This is a genomic window from Streptomyces sp. NPDC002623 (assembly GCF_053592635.1).
The window spans coordinates 161,414-175,984 of sequence record NZ_JBSFWB010000020.1 but is presented as its reverse complement, the minus strand read 5'-3'; the positions used below and the strand labels follow the sequence as shown (position 1 = coordinate 175,984).

Below are 14,571 nucleotides of genomic sequence, written 5' to 3'. Positions count from 1 at the left end.
TCCGCCGCGCGGGCGCGACCAGCCACGACGGACCTGCGGCCGGCCTACGCGCCCTATCCGGCGGAACGAGTTGCCGCCCGAGCGACCAAAATCTGACGAGCCACCCGAGGGCCGAGCACCGAGACGACGAGCAGCACACCGGTCACGACGATCTGGGACTGCGCGGAGACATTGACGAGGCTCATCACGTTCTGGAGCGCGCCCAGGAGGAACACCCCCGCGATCGCACCGCCCAACGTGCCCTTACCGCCGTCGAAGTCGATACCCCCCAACAACACCGCTGCGATGACAGAGAGTTCGAGGCCGGTCGCATTGTCATAGCGAGCGCTGGCGTAGTGCAGGGCCCAGAAGATTCCGGTGAGGGAGGCCATCAGGCCGGTCACGGTGAAAAGGATCAGTTTCTGCCGCTTGACGCGGATGCCGGCGAACCGGGCGGCCTCCTCACTGGCGCCGGTGGCGAACACCGAGCGGCCGAACGGGGTGGCGTGCAGCACGACCACGGCGATCGCGAGGAGCACGACGAAGGGCAGGAAGGCCTGCGGGAGGAAGCTGTCCCCGATCCGGCCGGCCGCGAAGTCCAGGTACTGGGTGGGGAAGTCGGTCACCGCGTCGGAGCCGAGCACGATCTGGGCGATGCCCCGGTAGGCGGCGAGGGTGCCGATGGTGACGGCGAGCGAGGGCAGGCCCAGGCGGGTCACGAGCAGACCGTTGATCAGCCCGCAGACCACGCCGAGCAGCAGGCAGATCGGGATGATCGCCTCGATGGTCAGGCCCTGGTTCCACAGGGCGCCCATGACCGCGCCGGACAGACCGGCCGTGGAGGCCACCGACAGGTCGATCTCGCCGGAGACCACCAGCAGGGTCATCGGCAGGGCGATCAGGGCGATCGGCAGGGTGTTGCCGATCAGGAACGACAGGTTCAGCGCGTTGCCGAAGCCGTCGACCGTGGAGAAGGAGAACAGCAGCAGGACGATCAGGAGGGCGCCGACGACCGTGTCCCAGCGGACGGCGCGGGTGAGCGACTCAGGCATGGCCCGCGTCTCCCTTCTTGGCGGTGGTCTTCTCGGGGGCCGTGGCAGTCCTGGCGGCGGCCGACTTCTTCTTCAGGGCGGACGCCACCCGCAGCGCCACGATCCGGTCGACGGCGACGGCCAGCAGGAGCAGCACGCCGTTGATGGCGAGCACCCAGACCGAGCTGACGCCGAGGGCGGGCAGGACGCTGTTGACGGAGGTGAGGAGCAGCGCGCCGAGGGCCGCGCCGTAGACGCTGCCGGAGCCGCCGGTGAAGACGACTCCGCCGACCACGACGGCGCTGACGACGGTGAGTTCGTAGCCGTTTCCGGTGCTGGAGTCGACGTTGCCGAACCGGGCCAGGTACATCGCCCCGGCCAGTCCGGCGAGGCCGCCGCAGAAGGTGTAGGCGACGAGGATCCGCTTGCGGACCGGGATGCCGGCGAGGCGAGCGGCCTCCGGGTTGGAGCCGAGCGCGTACAGCTCGCGCCCGCTGCCGAAGTGCTTGAGGTAGTAGGCGGTCGCCACCAGGACGACGACGGCGATCAGGGCGAGCCAGGGCACGGCGGAGAGGCCGCCGGAGCCGAAGTCGACGAAGGATCCGGGCAGGTCGGCCGCGGTGATCTGGCGGGAGCCGACCCAGATGGAGTCGATGCCGCGGATGATGTACAGCGTGCCGAGGGTGACGACGAGGGCGGGCACCTGGCCGAGGCTGACCAGGAGTCCGTTGAGGAGCCCGAAGCCGACGCCGGTCAGGATCGCCAGCACGATCGCGATCACCGGGTTGCCGCCGCCGTGCAGATACGTGCCCGCGGCGAAGGCGCTGATGCCGAGCGTGGAGCCGACCGACAGGTCGACGTTGCGGGTGATGACGACCAGGGACTGACCGGTGGCGACCAGCACCAGGATGGTCGCGTTCAGCAGCAGGTCCTTGATGCCCTGCTCGGACAGGAACTCGCTGTTGCCGGCCTGGGTGACGGCGATCATCACCAGGAAGACGGCCAGGATGGCGAGTTCGCGCATCTTGAAGACGCGGTCGACCAGCCGGGTGCCGCTGGACTTCGGCGCCTCGGCGACGGGCGCCTCGTGGGACGTGGTCACCGTCATGCGGCGGCCCTCCCGGTGGCTGCGGCCATCACGGTTTCCTCGGTGGCTTCGGTGCGGGGGATCTCGGCGGTGATCCGGCCCTCGTGCATCACCAGCACGCGGTCGGCCATGCCGAGGATCTCGGGCAGGTCGGAGGAGATCATCAGGACGGCGACCCCGTCGGCGGCCAGTTCGCTCAGCAGCCGGTGCACCGCTGCCTTGGTGCCGACGTCGATGCCGCGCGTCGGCTCGTCGACGATCAGCACCTTGGGCCCGGTGGCGAGCCACTTGGCGAGGACGACCTTCTGCTGGTTGCCGCCGGACAGCGTGTTGACGGTGTCGGCGATCCGCGCGTACTTCACCTGGAGCTTGACCGCCCAGTCGAGGGAGCGGCTGCGCTCGGCGCCGCGGTCCATCAGACCGGCCTTGACGGTCGTGCGCAGGCCGGTGAGGCCGATGTTCCGTTCGATGGACATGTCCATCACCAGGCCCTGGGCGCGCCGGTCCTCGGGGACCAGGGCGAGGCCCGCGGACATCGCGGCCGAGGGGGCGCCGTTGGTGAGCCGGCGGCCGTCCACGGAGACCTCGCCGGCGTCCCAGCGGTCGATGCCGAAGACCGCCCGGGCGACCTCGGTGCGGCCGGCGCCGACGAGTCCGGCTAGGCCGACGATCTCGCCGCGCCGGACCTCGAAGGAGACGTCGGTGAAAACGCCCTCGCGGGTCAGCCGGCGCACGCTCAGGGCAACCTCGCCCGGGGTGACGTCCTGCTTGGGGTAGAGCTCGTCGAGGTCGCGGCCGACCATCCGGCGGACCAGGTCGTCCTCGGTCATGCCCTCGATGGGCTCGCTGGCGATCCAGGCGCCGTCGCGCAGGGTCGTGACCTGCTGGCAGATCTGGAAGATCTCCTCCAGCCGGTGGGAGATGAAGAGCACGGCCGCGCCCTGTTCGCGCAGGGTGCGCACGACTCCGAAGAGACGGGCGACCTCGCTGCCGGTGAGGGCGGCGGTCGGCTCGTCCATGATCAGGACGCGGGCGTCGAAGGAGAGCGCCTTGGCGATCTCGACGATCTGCTGGTCGGCGATGGACAGCCCGCGCGCCGGGCGGTCGGGGTCGAGGTCGACGCCGAGACGGCTCATCAGGGCGGCGGTCGCCGCGTGGGTCGCCTTGTGGTCGATGCGGCCTAGGGCGCGCCGGGGCTGGCGGCCCATGAAGATGTTCTCGGCGATCGAAAGGTCGGGGAAGAGCGTGGGCTCCTGGTAGATCACGGCGATGCCGGCGTCGCGGGCGTCGCCGGGACCGTGGAAGGCGACGGGCTCACCGTCGAGCAGCACCCGACCGGCGTCGGGTCGGTGCACCCCCGCAAGGGTCTTGATGAGAGTCGACTTGCCCGCGCCGTTCTCGCCGGCGAGGGCGTGTACCTCGCCGGGGAACAGTTCCAGGGAGACGCCCCGCAGGGCGCGGACGGCGCCGAAGGACTTGGTCACGTCCTTCAGTGCCAGCACCGGGGGTGCTCCCGTGTCGGACGGGTGGGTCATGGGTGGCTCCTCGACGACGTCCGCAAACCGTTCCCACCGAGATCCGAGGGGCCGTCACGACGTCGTGAAAGGTTTCAACTGGATTGCCGGGACGTTAGGCATCGGGGGCATGTCACGTCAATGGGTCCGTCTCGAAAATTTTTCGATAGCCGAAGGTCACGCCGGGGTCACGGACAACGGTCCTGGACGCAGGGGTTGACACTCCCTCGACGGCCTCATAGCTTCCCGTTCTGAATCGTTTCATCCGGGAGTTGTTCCGGACCGATGTCTCAGGAGCCCGAAGTGACCGACCTCTCCGCGGTGAAGGCCGCGCTGAAGACCCAGGCCGTCGAGACGCCGTCGTGGGCGTACGGGAACTCGGGGACCCGCTTCAAGGTGTTCGCGCAAGCGGGCGTCCCACGCACCCCGCAGGAGAAACTGGACGACGCGGCGCAGGTGCACGCGTTCACCGGCGTGGCCCCAACCGTGGCGCTGCACATCCCCTGGGACAAGGTGGAGGACTACTCCGCACTTGCGAAACATGCCGAGGACCGGGGCGTGAAGCTGGGGGCGATCAACTCCAACACCTTCCAGGACGACGCCTACAAGCTGGGCAGCATCTGCCACCCGGAGGCGGCGGTACGCCGCAAGGCGCTCGATCATCTGCTGGAGTGCGTCGACATCATGGACGCGACCGGCTCCGCCGACCTGAAGCTGTGGTTCGCCGACGGGACGAACTATCCCGGGCAGGACGACATCCGCGAGCGGCAGGACCGGCTGGCGGAGGGGCTGGCCGCGGTGTACGAGCGGCTGGGCGACGGGCAGCGGATGCTGCTCGAGTACAAGTTCTTCGAGCCGGCCTTCTACGCGACGGACGTCCCGGACTGGGGCACCGCGTACGCGCACTGCCTCAAGCTCGGCCCGAAGGCGCAGGTCGTGGTCGACACCGGGCACCACGCGCCGGGGACCAACATCGAGTTCATCGTCGCCACGCTGCTGCGAGAGGGGAAGCTCGGCGGGTTCGACTTCAACTCGCGGTTCTACGCGGACGACGACCTGATGGTGGGCGCGGCCGATCCCTTCCAGCTGTTCCGGATCATGTACGAGGTCGTGCGTGGGGGTGGGTTCACCTCCGAGGTGGCGTTCATGCTCGACCAGTGCCACAACATCGAGGCGAAGATTCCGGCGATCATCCGGTCCGTGATGAATGTGCAGGAGGCCACGGCGAAGGCGCTGCTCGTCGATCGCTCGGCGTTGGGCTCCGCCCAGGCTGCCGGGGATGTGCTGGAGGCGAATGCGGTGGTGATGGATGCATATAACACCGACGTGCGGCCGCTCCTTCGTGAGGTGCGGGAGGAGATGGGGGTGGACCCCGAGCCCATGTCTGCGTATCGCCGTTCCGGGTGGGCCGAGAAGGTTGTCGCTGAGCGGGTTGGTGGGGAACAGGCCGGTTGGGGGGCGTGAGCGTCTGCCGGGATCTGTTTCGTCGCGGGGTGCGGGCCGTATGTGGCTGGTCGCGCCCCGCGGCGGAGCCGCAAATCGAGAACAGCCCCGCGCCCCTTTGGGGCGCTCCTCTCACCCTCGATCCAGAAGTAAGGAATGTTCATGTCCACCCACCCCGAAGCCGCCGCGCTCCTCGCCCGCTCTCATCGGCTCGGCGCTGATCCGCGGAACACCAACTACGCCGGCGGGAACACCTCCGCCAAGGGCACTGACACCGACCCGGTGACGGGTGGGGACGCCGAGCTGATGTGGGTGAAGGGGTCCGGTGGGGACCTCGGGACGCTCACCGAGGCGGGGCTCGCCGCGTTGCGGCTGGACCGGCTGCGGGCGCTCGTCGACGTCTACCCGGGGGTCGAGCGCGAGGACGAGATGGTCGCCGCGTTCGACTACTGCCTGCACGGCAAGGGCGGGGCGGCGCCGTCCATCGACACCGCCATGCACGGGCTCGTCGACGCCGCGCACGTGGATCATCTGCACCCGGACTCCGGGATCGCGCTGGCCTGCGCGGCCGACGGGGAGAAGCTGACCGCCGAGTGTTTCGGGGACACCGTGGTGTGGGTGCCCTGGCGGCGGCCCGGGTTCCAGCTGGGGCTCGACATCGCCGCCGTGAAGGCCGCCAACCCGCAGGCCGTCGGGTGTGTGCTCGGCGGACACGGGATCACCGCGTGGGGCGACACCTCCGAGGAGTGCGAGCGCAACTCGCTGCACATCATCCGCACCGCGGAGGCGTTCCTGGCGGAGAAGGGCCGGGCCGAGCCGTTCGGGGCCGTCGTCGCCGGATTCGAGGCGCTGCCCGAGGGCGAGCGGCGGGAGCGGGCCGCCGCGCTCGCGCCGTACGTGCGGGCGATCGCCTCGCAGGACCGGCCGCAGGTCGGGCACTTCGACGACTCGGACGTCGTCCTCGACTTCCTGGCGCGGACCGAGCATCCGCGGCTCGCCGCGCTCGGCACCTCGTGCCCCGATCACTTCCTGCGGACGAAGGTCCGCCCGCTGGTGCTGGACCTGGCGCCAGGCGCCCCCGTGGCGGACGCGGTCGCGCGGCTGAAGGAGCTGCACGCCGAGTACCGCGAGGAGTACGCCTCCTACTACCGGCGGCACGCCGACTCCGACTCCCCCGCGATGCGGGGCGCCGACCCGGCGATCGTGCTGGTGCCGGGCGTGGGCATGTTCTCCTTCGGCAAGGACAAGCAGACCGCCCGGGTCGCGGGTGAGTTCTATGTCAATGCCGTCAACGTGATGCGCGGGGCCGAGGCGGTGTCGACCTACGCGCCGATCGAGGAGTCGGAGAAGTTCCGCATCGAGTACTGGGCGCTGGAGGAGGCCAAGCTTCAGCGGATGCCGAAGCCGAAGCCGCTCGCCACCCGGGTGGCGCTGGTGACGGGGGCCGGGAGCGGGATCGGCAAGGCGATCGCGGGCCGGCTGGTCGCGGAGGGCGCGTGTGTCGTCGTCGCCGATCTGAACGGCGAGAACGCCGCCGCCGTCGCGCAGGAGCTGGGCGGGGCCGACAAGGCGGTGGCCGTCACGGTCGACGTGACGTCCGAGGAGCAGATCCGGCAGGCCTTCCAGGCCGCGGCGCTCGCGTTCGGCGGGGTCGACCTCGTCGTCAACAACGCCGGGATCTCCATCTCCAAGCCGCTGCTGGAGACGTCGGCGAAGGACTGGGATCTCCAGCACGACATCATGGCCCGCGGGTCGTTCCTCGTGTCGCGGGAGGCGGCGCGGGTGATGATCGCGCAGGAGCTGGGCGGCGACATCGTCTACATCGCGTCGAAGAACGCGGTCTTCGCCGGCCCCAACAACATCGCCTACTCCGCCACCAAGGCCGACCAGGCCCATCAAGTGCGGCTGCTGGCAGCCGAGTTGGGCGAGCACGGGATTCGCGTCAACGGCGTCAACCCCGACGGCGTGGTGCGGGGGTCCGGGATCTTCGCGGGCGGCTGGGGCGCCCAGCGGGCGGCCGTGTACGGGGTCGAGGAGGCGAAGCTCGGCGAGTTCTACGCGCAGCGGACCATCCTCAAGCGCGAGGTGCTGCCGGAGCATGTCGCGAACGCGGTGTTCGCGCTGACCGGCGGCGAGCTCACCCACACCACCGGGCTGCACGTCCCCGTCGACGCGGGTGTGGCGGCCGCCTTCCTCCGGTGACGGCCGTGAAGTCGTACGCCGCCGTCGACCTCGGCGCGTCCAGCGGGCGCGTCATGGTCGGCCGCGTCGGCCCGGACTCGCTGGAGCTGACCGAGGCGCACCGGTTCGTGAACCGTCCCGTGCGGGTGCCGGAGGGGCTGCGGTGGGATGTGCTGGCCCTGTACGCGGGGGTGCTGGACGGGCTGCGGGCGGCCGGCCCGGTGGACTCCGTCGGCATCGACAGCTGGGCCGTGGACTACGGTCTGCTGGACGCCGACGGGGCCCTGCTCGGCAACCCCGTCCACTACCGGGACGCGCGCACCGAGGGCGTCGCCGAGAAGGTGTGGGGCACTGTTCCGGCGGCCGAACTGTACGCGGCCACGGGACTGCAGTACGCGCCCTTCAACACCCTGTACCAGTTGGCGGCCGCGGCCTCCTCGGCCCAACTGGCGCAGGCCCGGCGGCTGTTGCTCATCCCCGATCTGCTCGCGTACTGGCTGACGGGCGAGCAGGGCACCGAGCTGACCAACGCCTCGACGACCCAGCTGATCGATCCCCGGACGCGCGACTGGTCCTACGACGTCGCCGCCCGGCTCGGCATCGACCTCGACCTGTTCGCCCCGCTGCGCCGGCCCGGCGACCCGGCGGGGCTGCTGCTGCCGGAGGTGCTGGAGCAGACCGGGCTGAGCGGTCCGGTGCCGGTGACGACCGTCGGCTCGCACGACACCGCGTCCGCGGTGGCCGCCGTGCCCGCCACCGGCGAGCGGTTCGCCTACATCTGCACCGGCACCTGGTCGCTGGCCGGGCTGGAGCTGGCGTCGCCCGTGCTCACCGAGGACAGCCGCGCCGCCAACTTCACCAATGAGCTGGGGCTGGACGGCACGGTCCGCTATCTGCGCAACATCATGGGCCTGTGGCTGCTCCAGGAGTGCGTACGGGCCTGGGGGGACCCGGAGCTGGGCGGGCTGCTGCGGGAGGCGGCCGCCGTGCCCGCGCTGCGGTCGGTGGTGGACGCGGGGGACGCCGCGTTCCTGGCGCCCGGGCGGATGCCGGAGCGGATCGCCGAGGCGTGCCGTGCGTCCGGACAGCCGGTGCCCGGGACTCCCGGCGAGGTCACGCGCTGCATCCTCGACTCGCTCGCGCTGGCCCACCGAAGGGCGGTCGAGGACGCCCAGCGGCTCGCCGACCGTCCCGTCGACGTGGTGCACATCGTCGGCGGCGGCACCCGCAACGCGCTGCTGTGCCAGCTCACCGCCGACGCCTGCGGGCTGCCGGTGGTGGCCGGTCCGACGGAGGCGGCCGCGCTCGGCAATGTGCTCGTCCAGGCCCGGACGCACGGGCTGGTCGGCGACCGCGCCGACATCCGGCGGCTGCTCGCCCGCACCCAGCCCCTGACGCGCTACGAGCCGCAGGGCGACACCGGGCGATGGCGCGCCGCGGAGGACCGGCTCACCGCCCGGTGAGCCGGGGTCTCCCCTCGGGCCATCGCTCCGGTCTACCCTGCACTCATCCGATGATCTACCGCTAGGAGCCGCGATGCGTGTCGCACTGTTCCTGACCTGTGTCAACGACACGCTCTATCCGGACACGGGCCGCGCCGTGGTGAAACTCCTGACCAGGCTGGGCGTGGAGGTCGACTTCCCGATGGCCCAGACCTGCTGCGGTCAGGCCCACTACAACACCGGTTACCGCCATGAGGCCGAGCCGCTCGCCCGGCATTTCTCCGATGTCTTCGGCGAGTACGAGGCCATCGTGACGCCGTCGGGGTCGTGCGGGGCGATGGTGCGGGAGCTGTATCCGCGGATGGGCGAGCGGGCCCGGGCCGAGGGGCGCGGGGACGCCCTGGCCGCCACGTTGGCGCCGGTGGTCCCGAAGACGTACGAGCTCACCGAGTTCCTGGTGGACGTGCTCGGAGTGACGGACGTCGGCGCGTACTACCCGCACACCGTGACCTACCACCCGACCTGCCACGGGCTGCGGAGCCTGGGCCTCGGGGAGCGGCCCCGGCGGCTGCTCCAGGCGGTCGAGGGGCTGGAGCTGGTGGAACTGCCCGGCGCCGACGAGTGCTGCGGCTTCGGCGGGACGTTCGCGCTGAAGAACGCCGATGTCTCGGCGGCGATGGGCGCCGACAAGGTGCGCAACGCGGAGTCGACCGGCGCCGAGGTGCTGTGCGCGGCGGACAACTCCTGTCTGATGCACATCGGCGGGACCATGACCCGGTTGAAGACGGGCATGCGGCCGGTGCACATCGCGGAGATCCTGGCGAGCACGGAAGGGGATGCGGCCCTGTGAGCGGGACGTTCGTCGGGATGCCGGCGTTTCCGGAGGCGGCGCGCGAGGCGGTCGGCAACGCGACCCTGCGCGGCAATCTGCGGCACGCCACCCACACCATCCGCGCCAAGCGCGCGAAGGCGGTCGCCGAGGTGTCCGACTGGGCCGAGCTGCGGGAGGCCGGCAAGCGGATCAAGGATCACACGCTCCGTCATCTCGACCGGTATCTGGTGCAGTTGGAGGAGGCGGTCACGGCGGCGGGCGGCACGGTCCACTGGGCCGCCGACGCCGACGAGGCCAACGACATCGTGACGCAACTCGTCAAGATGACGGGCGAGTCTGAGGTCGTCAAGGTCAAGTCCATGGCCACACAGGAGATCGGGCTGAACGAGGCCCTTCTCGAAGCGGGCATCCGCGCCTACGAGACCGATCTCGCCGAGCTGATCGTGCAGTTGGGCGACGACCGTCCCTCGCACATCCTCGTCCCGGCCATCCACCGCAACCGGGGTGAGATCCGGGACATCTTCCGCCGGGAGATGAGCGAGTGGGGGCGGCCGGCCCCGGAGGGTCTCACCGACACGCCCGCCGAACTCGCCGAGGCGGCCCGCCTGCACCTGCGCGAGAAGTTCCTGCGGGCCAAGGTCGGCGTCTCCGGCGCGAACTTCATGGTCGCCGAGACCGGCACGCTGGTGGTCGTCGAGTCCGAGGGCAACGGGCGGATGTGCCTCACCCTGCCCGAGACGCTGATCTCGGTCGTCGGCATCGAGAAGATCGTGCCGACCTGGCGGGATCTGGAGGTCTTCCTGCAGACGCTCCCCCGCTCCTCGACGGCCGAACGCATGAACCCGTACACCTCGACGTGGACCGGCACGACGGACGGCGACGGACCGCAGACCTTCCACCTGGTGCTGCTGGACAACGGCCGCACCGACACCCTCGCCGACGAGGTCGGCCGCCAGGCCCTGCGCTGCATCCGCTGCTCGGCCTGTCTGAACGTCTGCCCGGTGTACGAGCGGGCCGGCGGGCACGCCTACGGCTCGGTCTACCCGGGCCCGATCGGCGCGATCCTCAGCCCTCAGCTGCGGGGCACCGCCAGCGAGATCGACGCCTCGCTGCCGTACGCCTCCTCGCTGTGCGGGGCCTGCTACGAGGTGTGCCCGGTCGCCATCGACATCCCCGAGGTGCTGGTGCACCTGCGGGAGCGGGTCGTCGAGGGCGGGCCGGTGGTACGGGAGGGCAACAAGGCGGTCCTCAAGCCGGCCAAGGGGCACGCGGCCGAGCGGGCGGCGATGCGCGCGGCACGCTGGGCCTTCTCCCACCCGGGCGCCCTGCGCACCGGCCAGCGGCTGGCCTCCCGCACCCGCCGCCTGCACCCCCGGACGCTGCCCGGCCCCGGCCGGGCGTGGAGCGGTACCCGGGATCTGCCGGCCGTGCCCGCGGAGCCGTTCCGCGACTGGTGGCAGCGGACGAACGGCGGCACCGACGAGAAGGGGGCGGCGAAGTGAGCAGCAGGGAGCGGATCCTGGGCCGGGTGCGGCGCGCGCTGGCCGACGTGGAGCCGGGCGATCCTCCGTACGCGGAGGCCGTCGCGCGCGACTATCTGCGCGAGCACGGCGAGCGGAGCGTCGAGGAGACGGTGGAGCTGCTGGCGGAGAACCTGGCGGACTACCGGGCGATCGTGCACCGCACCACCGACGAGGAGCTGCCGTACGTCGTCATGCGGCTGCTCGCCGAGCGCGGGCCGCAATACGTGCTCGTGCCGCCGGGGCTCCCACCGGAGTGGATGTCGGCCGCCGACCCCACCCGGGTCCACGACCGCGCCGTGAGCACGGCCCATGAGCTGGACGAGGTGGCGAGCGTGGTCACCGGCTGCGCCCTCGCCATCGCCGAGACCGGCACGATCGTCCTCGACGGCGGCCCGGACCAGGGACGCCGCCGGATCACCCTGATCCCGGACCACCACATCTGTGTCGTGCGCGTCCCTGACCAGGTCGTCGCCTCGGTGCCCCAGGCTCTTGAACGCCTCGACCCGACCCGCCCGTTGACCTGGATCTCCGGTCCTTCGGCGACCAGCGACATCGAGCTGGACCGGGTGGAGGGGGTGCACGGTCCGCGCACCCTGGAAGTGATCCTGGTGGCGCCTGCCGAGCCTCAGGAGTAGGTCATCGCGCAGCCGTGCCGCAGGGAGTACTGGGCGGCCCGCAGGTACACCGCCGTGTAGAACGCCGTGGCCAGGTCCTCGGCCCAGGGACCCGGTCGGGCCGCGGCGGCCTGCTCCCCTTCGCCCTCCAGGAACCACAGGGTCAGTTCGAGGTTGCCGGAGGTCGCCGGTATCAGGTCCAGCGGCAGGGCGAGTGCTTCGGCGAGCCGCTCGGCGAGGGCGAGGACGTACGGCGCTCCGACGACCACCGTCCCGTCCGCGTACGCGGAGCCGACGGGCAGCTCGATGCCCTCCTCCAGCACGAACGGGACGAGCAGCGTCCAGCCGAGGAGGGTCCGGTGTTCCTCGGGGGTGAGCCGCGCCCGGCACAGCGCGTCGAAGCCGTCCATCGACGGGCTCATCTTCTCCTCGAACCAGCCCGAGGCCTCGGGCCGGCCCGCTTCGTACGGCGGCAGCCCGCGCCGCGCCAACTCCTCGTTCAGTGCGGCGGCGACGTCTCCATGGCCGTCCTCCCCAGGCGCCGACCAGTCTTCCGCGCTCACGCTCACCAGATACACACCCATGATCGCAACGTACTCCGCGCCACTGACAACGGCTCCGGCGGCTGATGACAAAGCCGGTGAACAAGCGCTTAGATAGTGAGCGGATCAAGCTCAGCCCAGTTCGCGCCGACCGCCCGGAGGTCTTGTTGTTCACGTCCGTCGACGATGTCTCCGCCCGACTCGCCGAGAGCGGCTATCTGGCCTCCCCCGCCGTCGCCACCACCGTCTTCCTCGCCGACCGGCTCGGCAAGCCGCTGCTGGTGGAGGGCCCGGCCGGGGTCGGCAAGACGGAACTCGCCAAGGCCGTCGCACAGGTGGCGGACGCCCGGCTGGTGCGGCTGCAGTGCTACGAGGGCGTGGACGAGTCCCGGGCGCTGTACGAGTGGAACCACGCCAAGCAGTTGCTGCGCATCAGCGCGGGCCGCGACGAGACCTGGGACGAGACCCGCACGGACATCTTCAGCGAGGAGTTCCTCCTCCCGCGCCCGCTGCTGACCGCCATCCGCGGCGACCAGCCGACCGTCCTGCTGATCGACGAGACCGACAAGGCCGACGTCGAGGTGGAGGGACTGCTCCTCGAAGTGCTCAGCGACTTCCAGGTCACCGTCCCCGAGCTGGGCACGATCACCGCGACCCGCCGCCCCTTCGTCGTGCTGACCTCGAACGCGAGCCGTGAGCTGTCGGAGGCGCTGCGCCGCCGCTGTCTGTTCCTGCACATCGGGTTCCCCGAGGAGGAGCTGGAGCGGCGGATAGTCCGGCTGAAGGTGCCCGGCATCGAGGCGGCGCTGGCCGAGTCGGTGGTCCGGGTGGTCGGCGCGCTGCGGGCGATGGACCTGCGCAAGGCGCCCTCCGTCGCCGAGACCATCGACTGGGCGCGCACCCTGCTCGCGCTCGGCGCGACCGCCCTCGACGAGACGGTCGTCCGGGACAGTCTGGGCGTGATCCTCAAGCACCAGGACGACATCCTCAAGGCCGGCGCCAAGCTCGACCTGGACGCCGTGTGAGCGCCGAGGTCGCCGACCGGCTGGTCGGCTTCGTGGCCGCGCTGCGCGCGCACGGCCTGCGCGTCGGCACCGGTGAGACGGTGGACGCCGCCGAGGCCGCGGCGGCGCTGGGCTTCGCGGACCGCGCCCTGCTGCGCGAGGGGCTGGCCGCGACGCTGCTGCACTCGACGGACCAACGGCGGGTGTTCGACACCGTCTTCGACCTGTACTTCCCGCGCGGCGTCGGCGCGCCCCGGGGCGAGCCCGGCGACCGGGACGACCTGCGCGACCGGCTGGCCGCCGCGCTCGCCGCGGGCGACGAGGCGATGCTGGCCCGGATGGCGATCGAGGCCGTCGACGGACTGGGCGGATACGGCAGTTCACCGGGCGCGGACGGCTGGTCGTCGTACCAGACCCTGGAACGGCTGCGCCCGCAGACGCTGTTGGCGCGGGTCCGGGACGACATCCGCGCCGGGGGCGGCGCCTCCGGGTTCACCGACCGGTTGCTGGAGGACGAGATCCGGCGTCGTATCGAGGTCTTCCGGACGCTGACGGCCGGGGAGGCGCGGCGCCGGGTGGCCGAGCGGCGGGGGCGGGACGAGATCGCCCGGCGCGCGGTGGCGCCGACCGCCGACCGGGTCGACTTCCTGTACGCCGGGCAGGACCGGCTGGCCGAACTGCGCCGCACGGTACAGCCGTTGGCCCGCAAGCTGGCGACCCGGATGGCCGCGCGCCGCCGCCGGGCCGCCCGGGGCACGATCGATCTGCGGCGCACGCTGCGCGGCTCGCTCTCGACGGGCGGGGTGCCGATGCGGCCCGTGCTGCGCCGCCGGCGTCCGGTCCGCCCCGAACTGGTGCTGCTGTGCGATGTGTCGGGCTCGGTGTCGGGGTTCTCCGACTTCACGATGCTGCTGGTGCAGGCGCTGCACGAGCAGTTCGCCAAGGTGCGGGTGTTCGCCTTCGTCAACCGGATCGACGAGGTGACGGGGCTGCTGGCGCACGGCGCGGCCGACCCGGAGGGCCTTGGCGCCCGGATCCGGGCCGAGTCGACGCTGACGGGCTACCACGGCAGCAGCGACTACGGCGTCGCCCTGGGCGAGTTCGCCGAGCGGTACGGCGCCGCGGTCGGCCCGCGCACCACGCTCTTCGTGCTGGGCGACGCCCGGACGAACATGAGCGACCCGAACCTGGCGGCGCTGCGGCAGCTCGCCCGACAGGCCCGTCAGGTCCACTGGTTGAACCCGGAGCCGCGTCCGCAGTGGGGCACGGGCGACTCGGCGGCACCCGAGTACGCCGAGCTGGTCGCGATGCACGAGTGCCGCAACGCTCACCAACTCGGCGTGCTGGTAGGAAAGTTGCTGCCGGTCTAGGGCATGCCC

Annotated in this window: 12 protein-coding genes; 8 read left to right on the top strand and 4 right to left on the bottom strand. The window is 71.4% G+C overall.

Annotated elements, in window-relative coordinates; all coding sequences use genetic code 11:
- Positions 1-53 precede the first annotated feature (53 nt).
- The 3 genes from ACWD4O_RS31795 to ACWD4O_RS31785 are packed head-to-tail and all read right to left on the bottom strand — an operon-like array spanning position 54 to position 3,632.
- Positions 54-1,031 (bottom strand): ABC transporter permease, encoded by a 978-nt coding sequence (locus ACWD4O_RS31795; RefSeq protein WP_451285152.1) that lies wholly within the window; start codon positions 1,029-1,031, stop codon positions 54-56.
- The gene (locus tag ACWD4O_RS31790; RefSeq protein WP_451285151.1) at positions 1,024-2,118 is read right to left on the bottom strand and encodes an ABC transporter permease; all 1,095 of its coding nucleotides are present in this window, start codon (positions 2,116-2,118) and stop codon (positions 1,024-1,026) included. Before ACWD4O_RS31790 ends, ACWD4O_RS31795 begins: the two co-directional genes overlap by 8 nt.
- Positions 2,115-3,632 (bottom strand): sugar ABC transporter ATP-binding protein, encoded by a 1,518-nt coding sequence (locus ACWD4O_RS31785; protein ID WP_451285149.1) that lies wholly within the window; start codon positions 3,630-3,632, stop codon positions 2,115-2,117. The genes ACWD4O_RS31790 and ACWD4O_RS31785 overlap by 4 nt, the downstream gene beginning before the upstream one ends.
- Before the next feature lie 282 nt (positions 3,633-3,914).
- Here ACWD4O_RS31785 and rhaI point away from each other — a divergent pair, with 282 nt between their 5' ends.
- From rhaI to ACWD4O_RS31755, 6 genes are all read left to right on the top strand, one after another.
- Positions 3,915-5,075 carry an L-rhamnose isomerase gene (rhaI, locus tag ACWD4O_RS31780; RefSeq protein WP_451285147.1) on the top strand — a complete coding sequence of 387 codons (1,161 nt, stop codon included), beginning with the start codon at positions 3,915-3,917 and terminating at the stop codon, positions 5,073-5,075.
- Positions 5,076-5,216: 141 nt separating this feature from the next.
- Positions 5,217-7,256, top strand: a complete 2,040-nt coding sequence (locus ACWD4O_RS31775) for a bifunctional aldolase/short-chain dehydrogenase (RefSeq protein ID WP_451285145.1) — start codon at positions 5,217-5,219, stop codon at positions 7,254-7,256.
- Between the two features lie 5 nt (positions 7,257-7,261).
- A complete protein-coding gene (locus tag ACWD4O_RS31770; protein WP_451285144.1) occupies positions 7,262-8,698 on the top strand; it encodes a rhamnulokinase in 1,437 nt (478 codons plus the stop codon).
- A 73-nt stretch (positions 8,699-8,771) separates the two neighbouring features.
- Entirely contained in the window at positions 8,772-9,527 is a 756-nt protein-coding gene (locus ACWD4O_RS31765; RefSeq protein WP_451285143.1) for a (Fe-S)-binding protein, read from the top strand.
- On the top strand, positions 9,524-11,011 hold the full coding sequence (locus ACWD4O_RS31760; protein WP_451285141.1) for a LutB/LldF family L-lactate oxidation iron-sulfur protein: 1,488 nt from the start codon (positions 9,524-9,526) through the stop codon (positions 11,009-11,011). Before ACWD4O_RS31765 ends, ACWD4O_RS31760 begins: the two co-directional genes overlap by 4 nt.
- The gene (locus ACWD4O_RS31755) at positions 11,008-11,667 is read left to right on the top strand and encodes a LutC/YkgG family protein (RefSeq protein WP_451285139.1); all 660 of its coding nucleotides are present in this window, start codon (positions 11,008-11,010) and stop codon (positions 11,665-11,667) included. The genes ACWD4O_RS31760 and ACWD4O_RS31755 overlap by 4 nt, the downstream gene beginning before the upstream one ends.
- On the opposite strand, the gene ACWD4O_RS31750 is transcribed toward ACWD4O_RS31755, so the two are convergent.
- Positions 11,658-12,230: a hypothetical protein gene (locus tag ACWD4O_RS31750; protein WP_451285138.1), complete on the bottom strand. Its 573-nt coding sequence runs from the start codon at positions 12,228-12,230 to the stop codon at positions 11,658-11,660. The two genes, ACWD4O_RS31755 and ACWD4O_RS31750, sit on opposite strands and share 10 nt — an antisense overlap.
- A gap of 125 nt (positions 12,231-12,355) precedes the next feature.
- On the opposite strand from ACWD4O_RS31750, the gene ACWD4O_RS31745 reads away from it, so the two are divergent.
- Positions 12,356-13,213 (top strand): AAA family ATPase, encoded by an 858-nt coding sequence (locus ACWD4O_RS31745; protein ID WP_451285188.1) that lies wholly within the window; start codon positions 12,356-12,358, stop codon positions 13,211-13,213.
- Complete coding sequence (locus tag ACWD4O_RS31740) at positions 13,210-14,562, top strand: VWA domain-containing protein (RefSeq protein ID WP_451285136.1); 1,353 nt, start codon at positions 13,210-13,212, stop codon at positions 14,560-14,562. Before ACWD4O_RS31745 ends, ACWD4O_RS31740 begins: the two co-directional genes overlap by 4 nt.
- The last annotated feature ends 9 nt before the right edge of the window (positions 14,563-14,571 follow it).

Bases quoted from the DNA above. Each gene is read 5' to 3' on its own strand.
- ACWD4O_RS31795 (WP_451285152.1), bottom strand. From the start codon at position 1,031: ATGCCTGAGTCGCTCACCCGCGCCGTCCGCTGGGACACGGTCGTCGGC.
- ACWD4O_RS31790 (WP_451285151.1), bottom strand. From the start codon at position 2,118: ATGACGGTGACCACGTCCCACGAGGCGCCCGTCGCCGAGGCGCCGAAG.
- ACWD4O_RS31785 (WP_451285149.1), bottom strand. From the start codon at position 3,632: ATGACCCACCCGTCCGACACGGGAGCACCCCCGGTGCTGGCACTGAAG.
- ACWD4O_RS31775 (WP_451285145.1), top strand. From the start codon at position 5,217: ATGTCCACCCACCCCGAAGCCGCCGCGCTCCTCGCCCGCTCTCATCGG.
- ACWD4O_RS31765 (WP_451285143.1), top strand. From the start codon at position 8,772: ATGCGTGTCGCACTGTTCCTGACCTGTGTCAACGACACGCTCTATCCG.
- ACWD4O_RS31750 (WP_451285138.1), bottom strand. From the start codon at position 12,230: ATGGGTGTGTATCTGGTGAGCGTGAGCGCGGAAGACTGGTCGGCGCCT.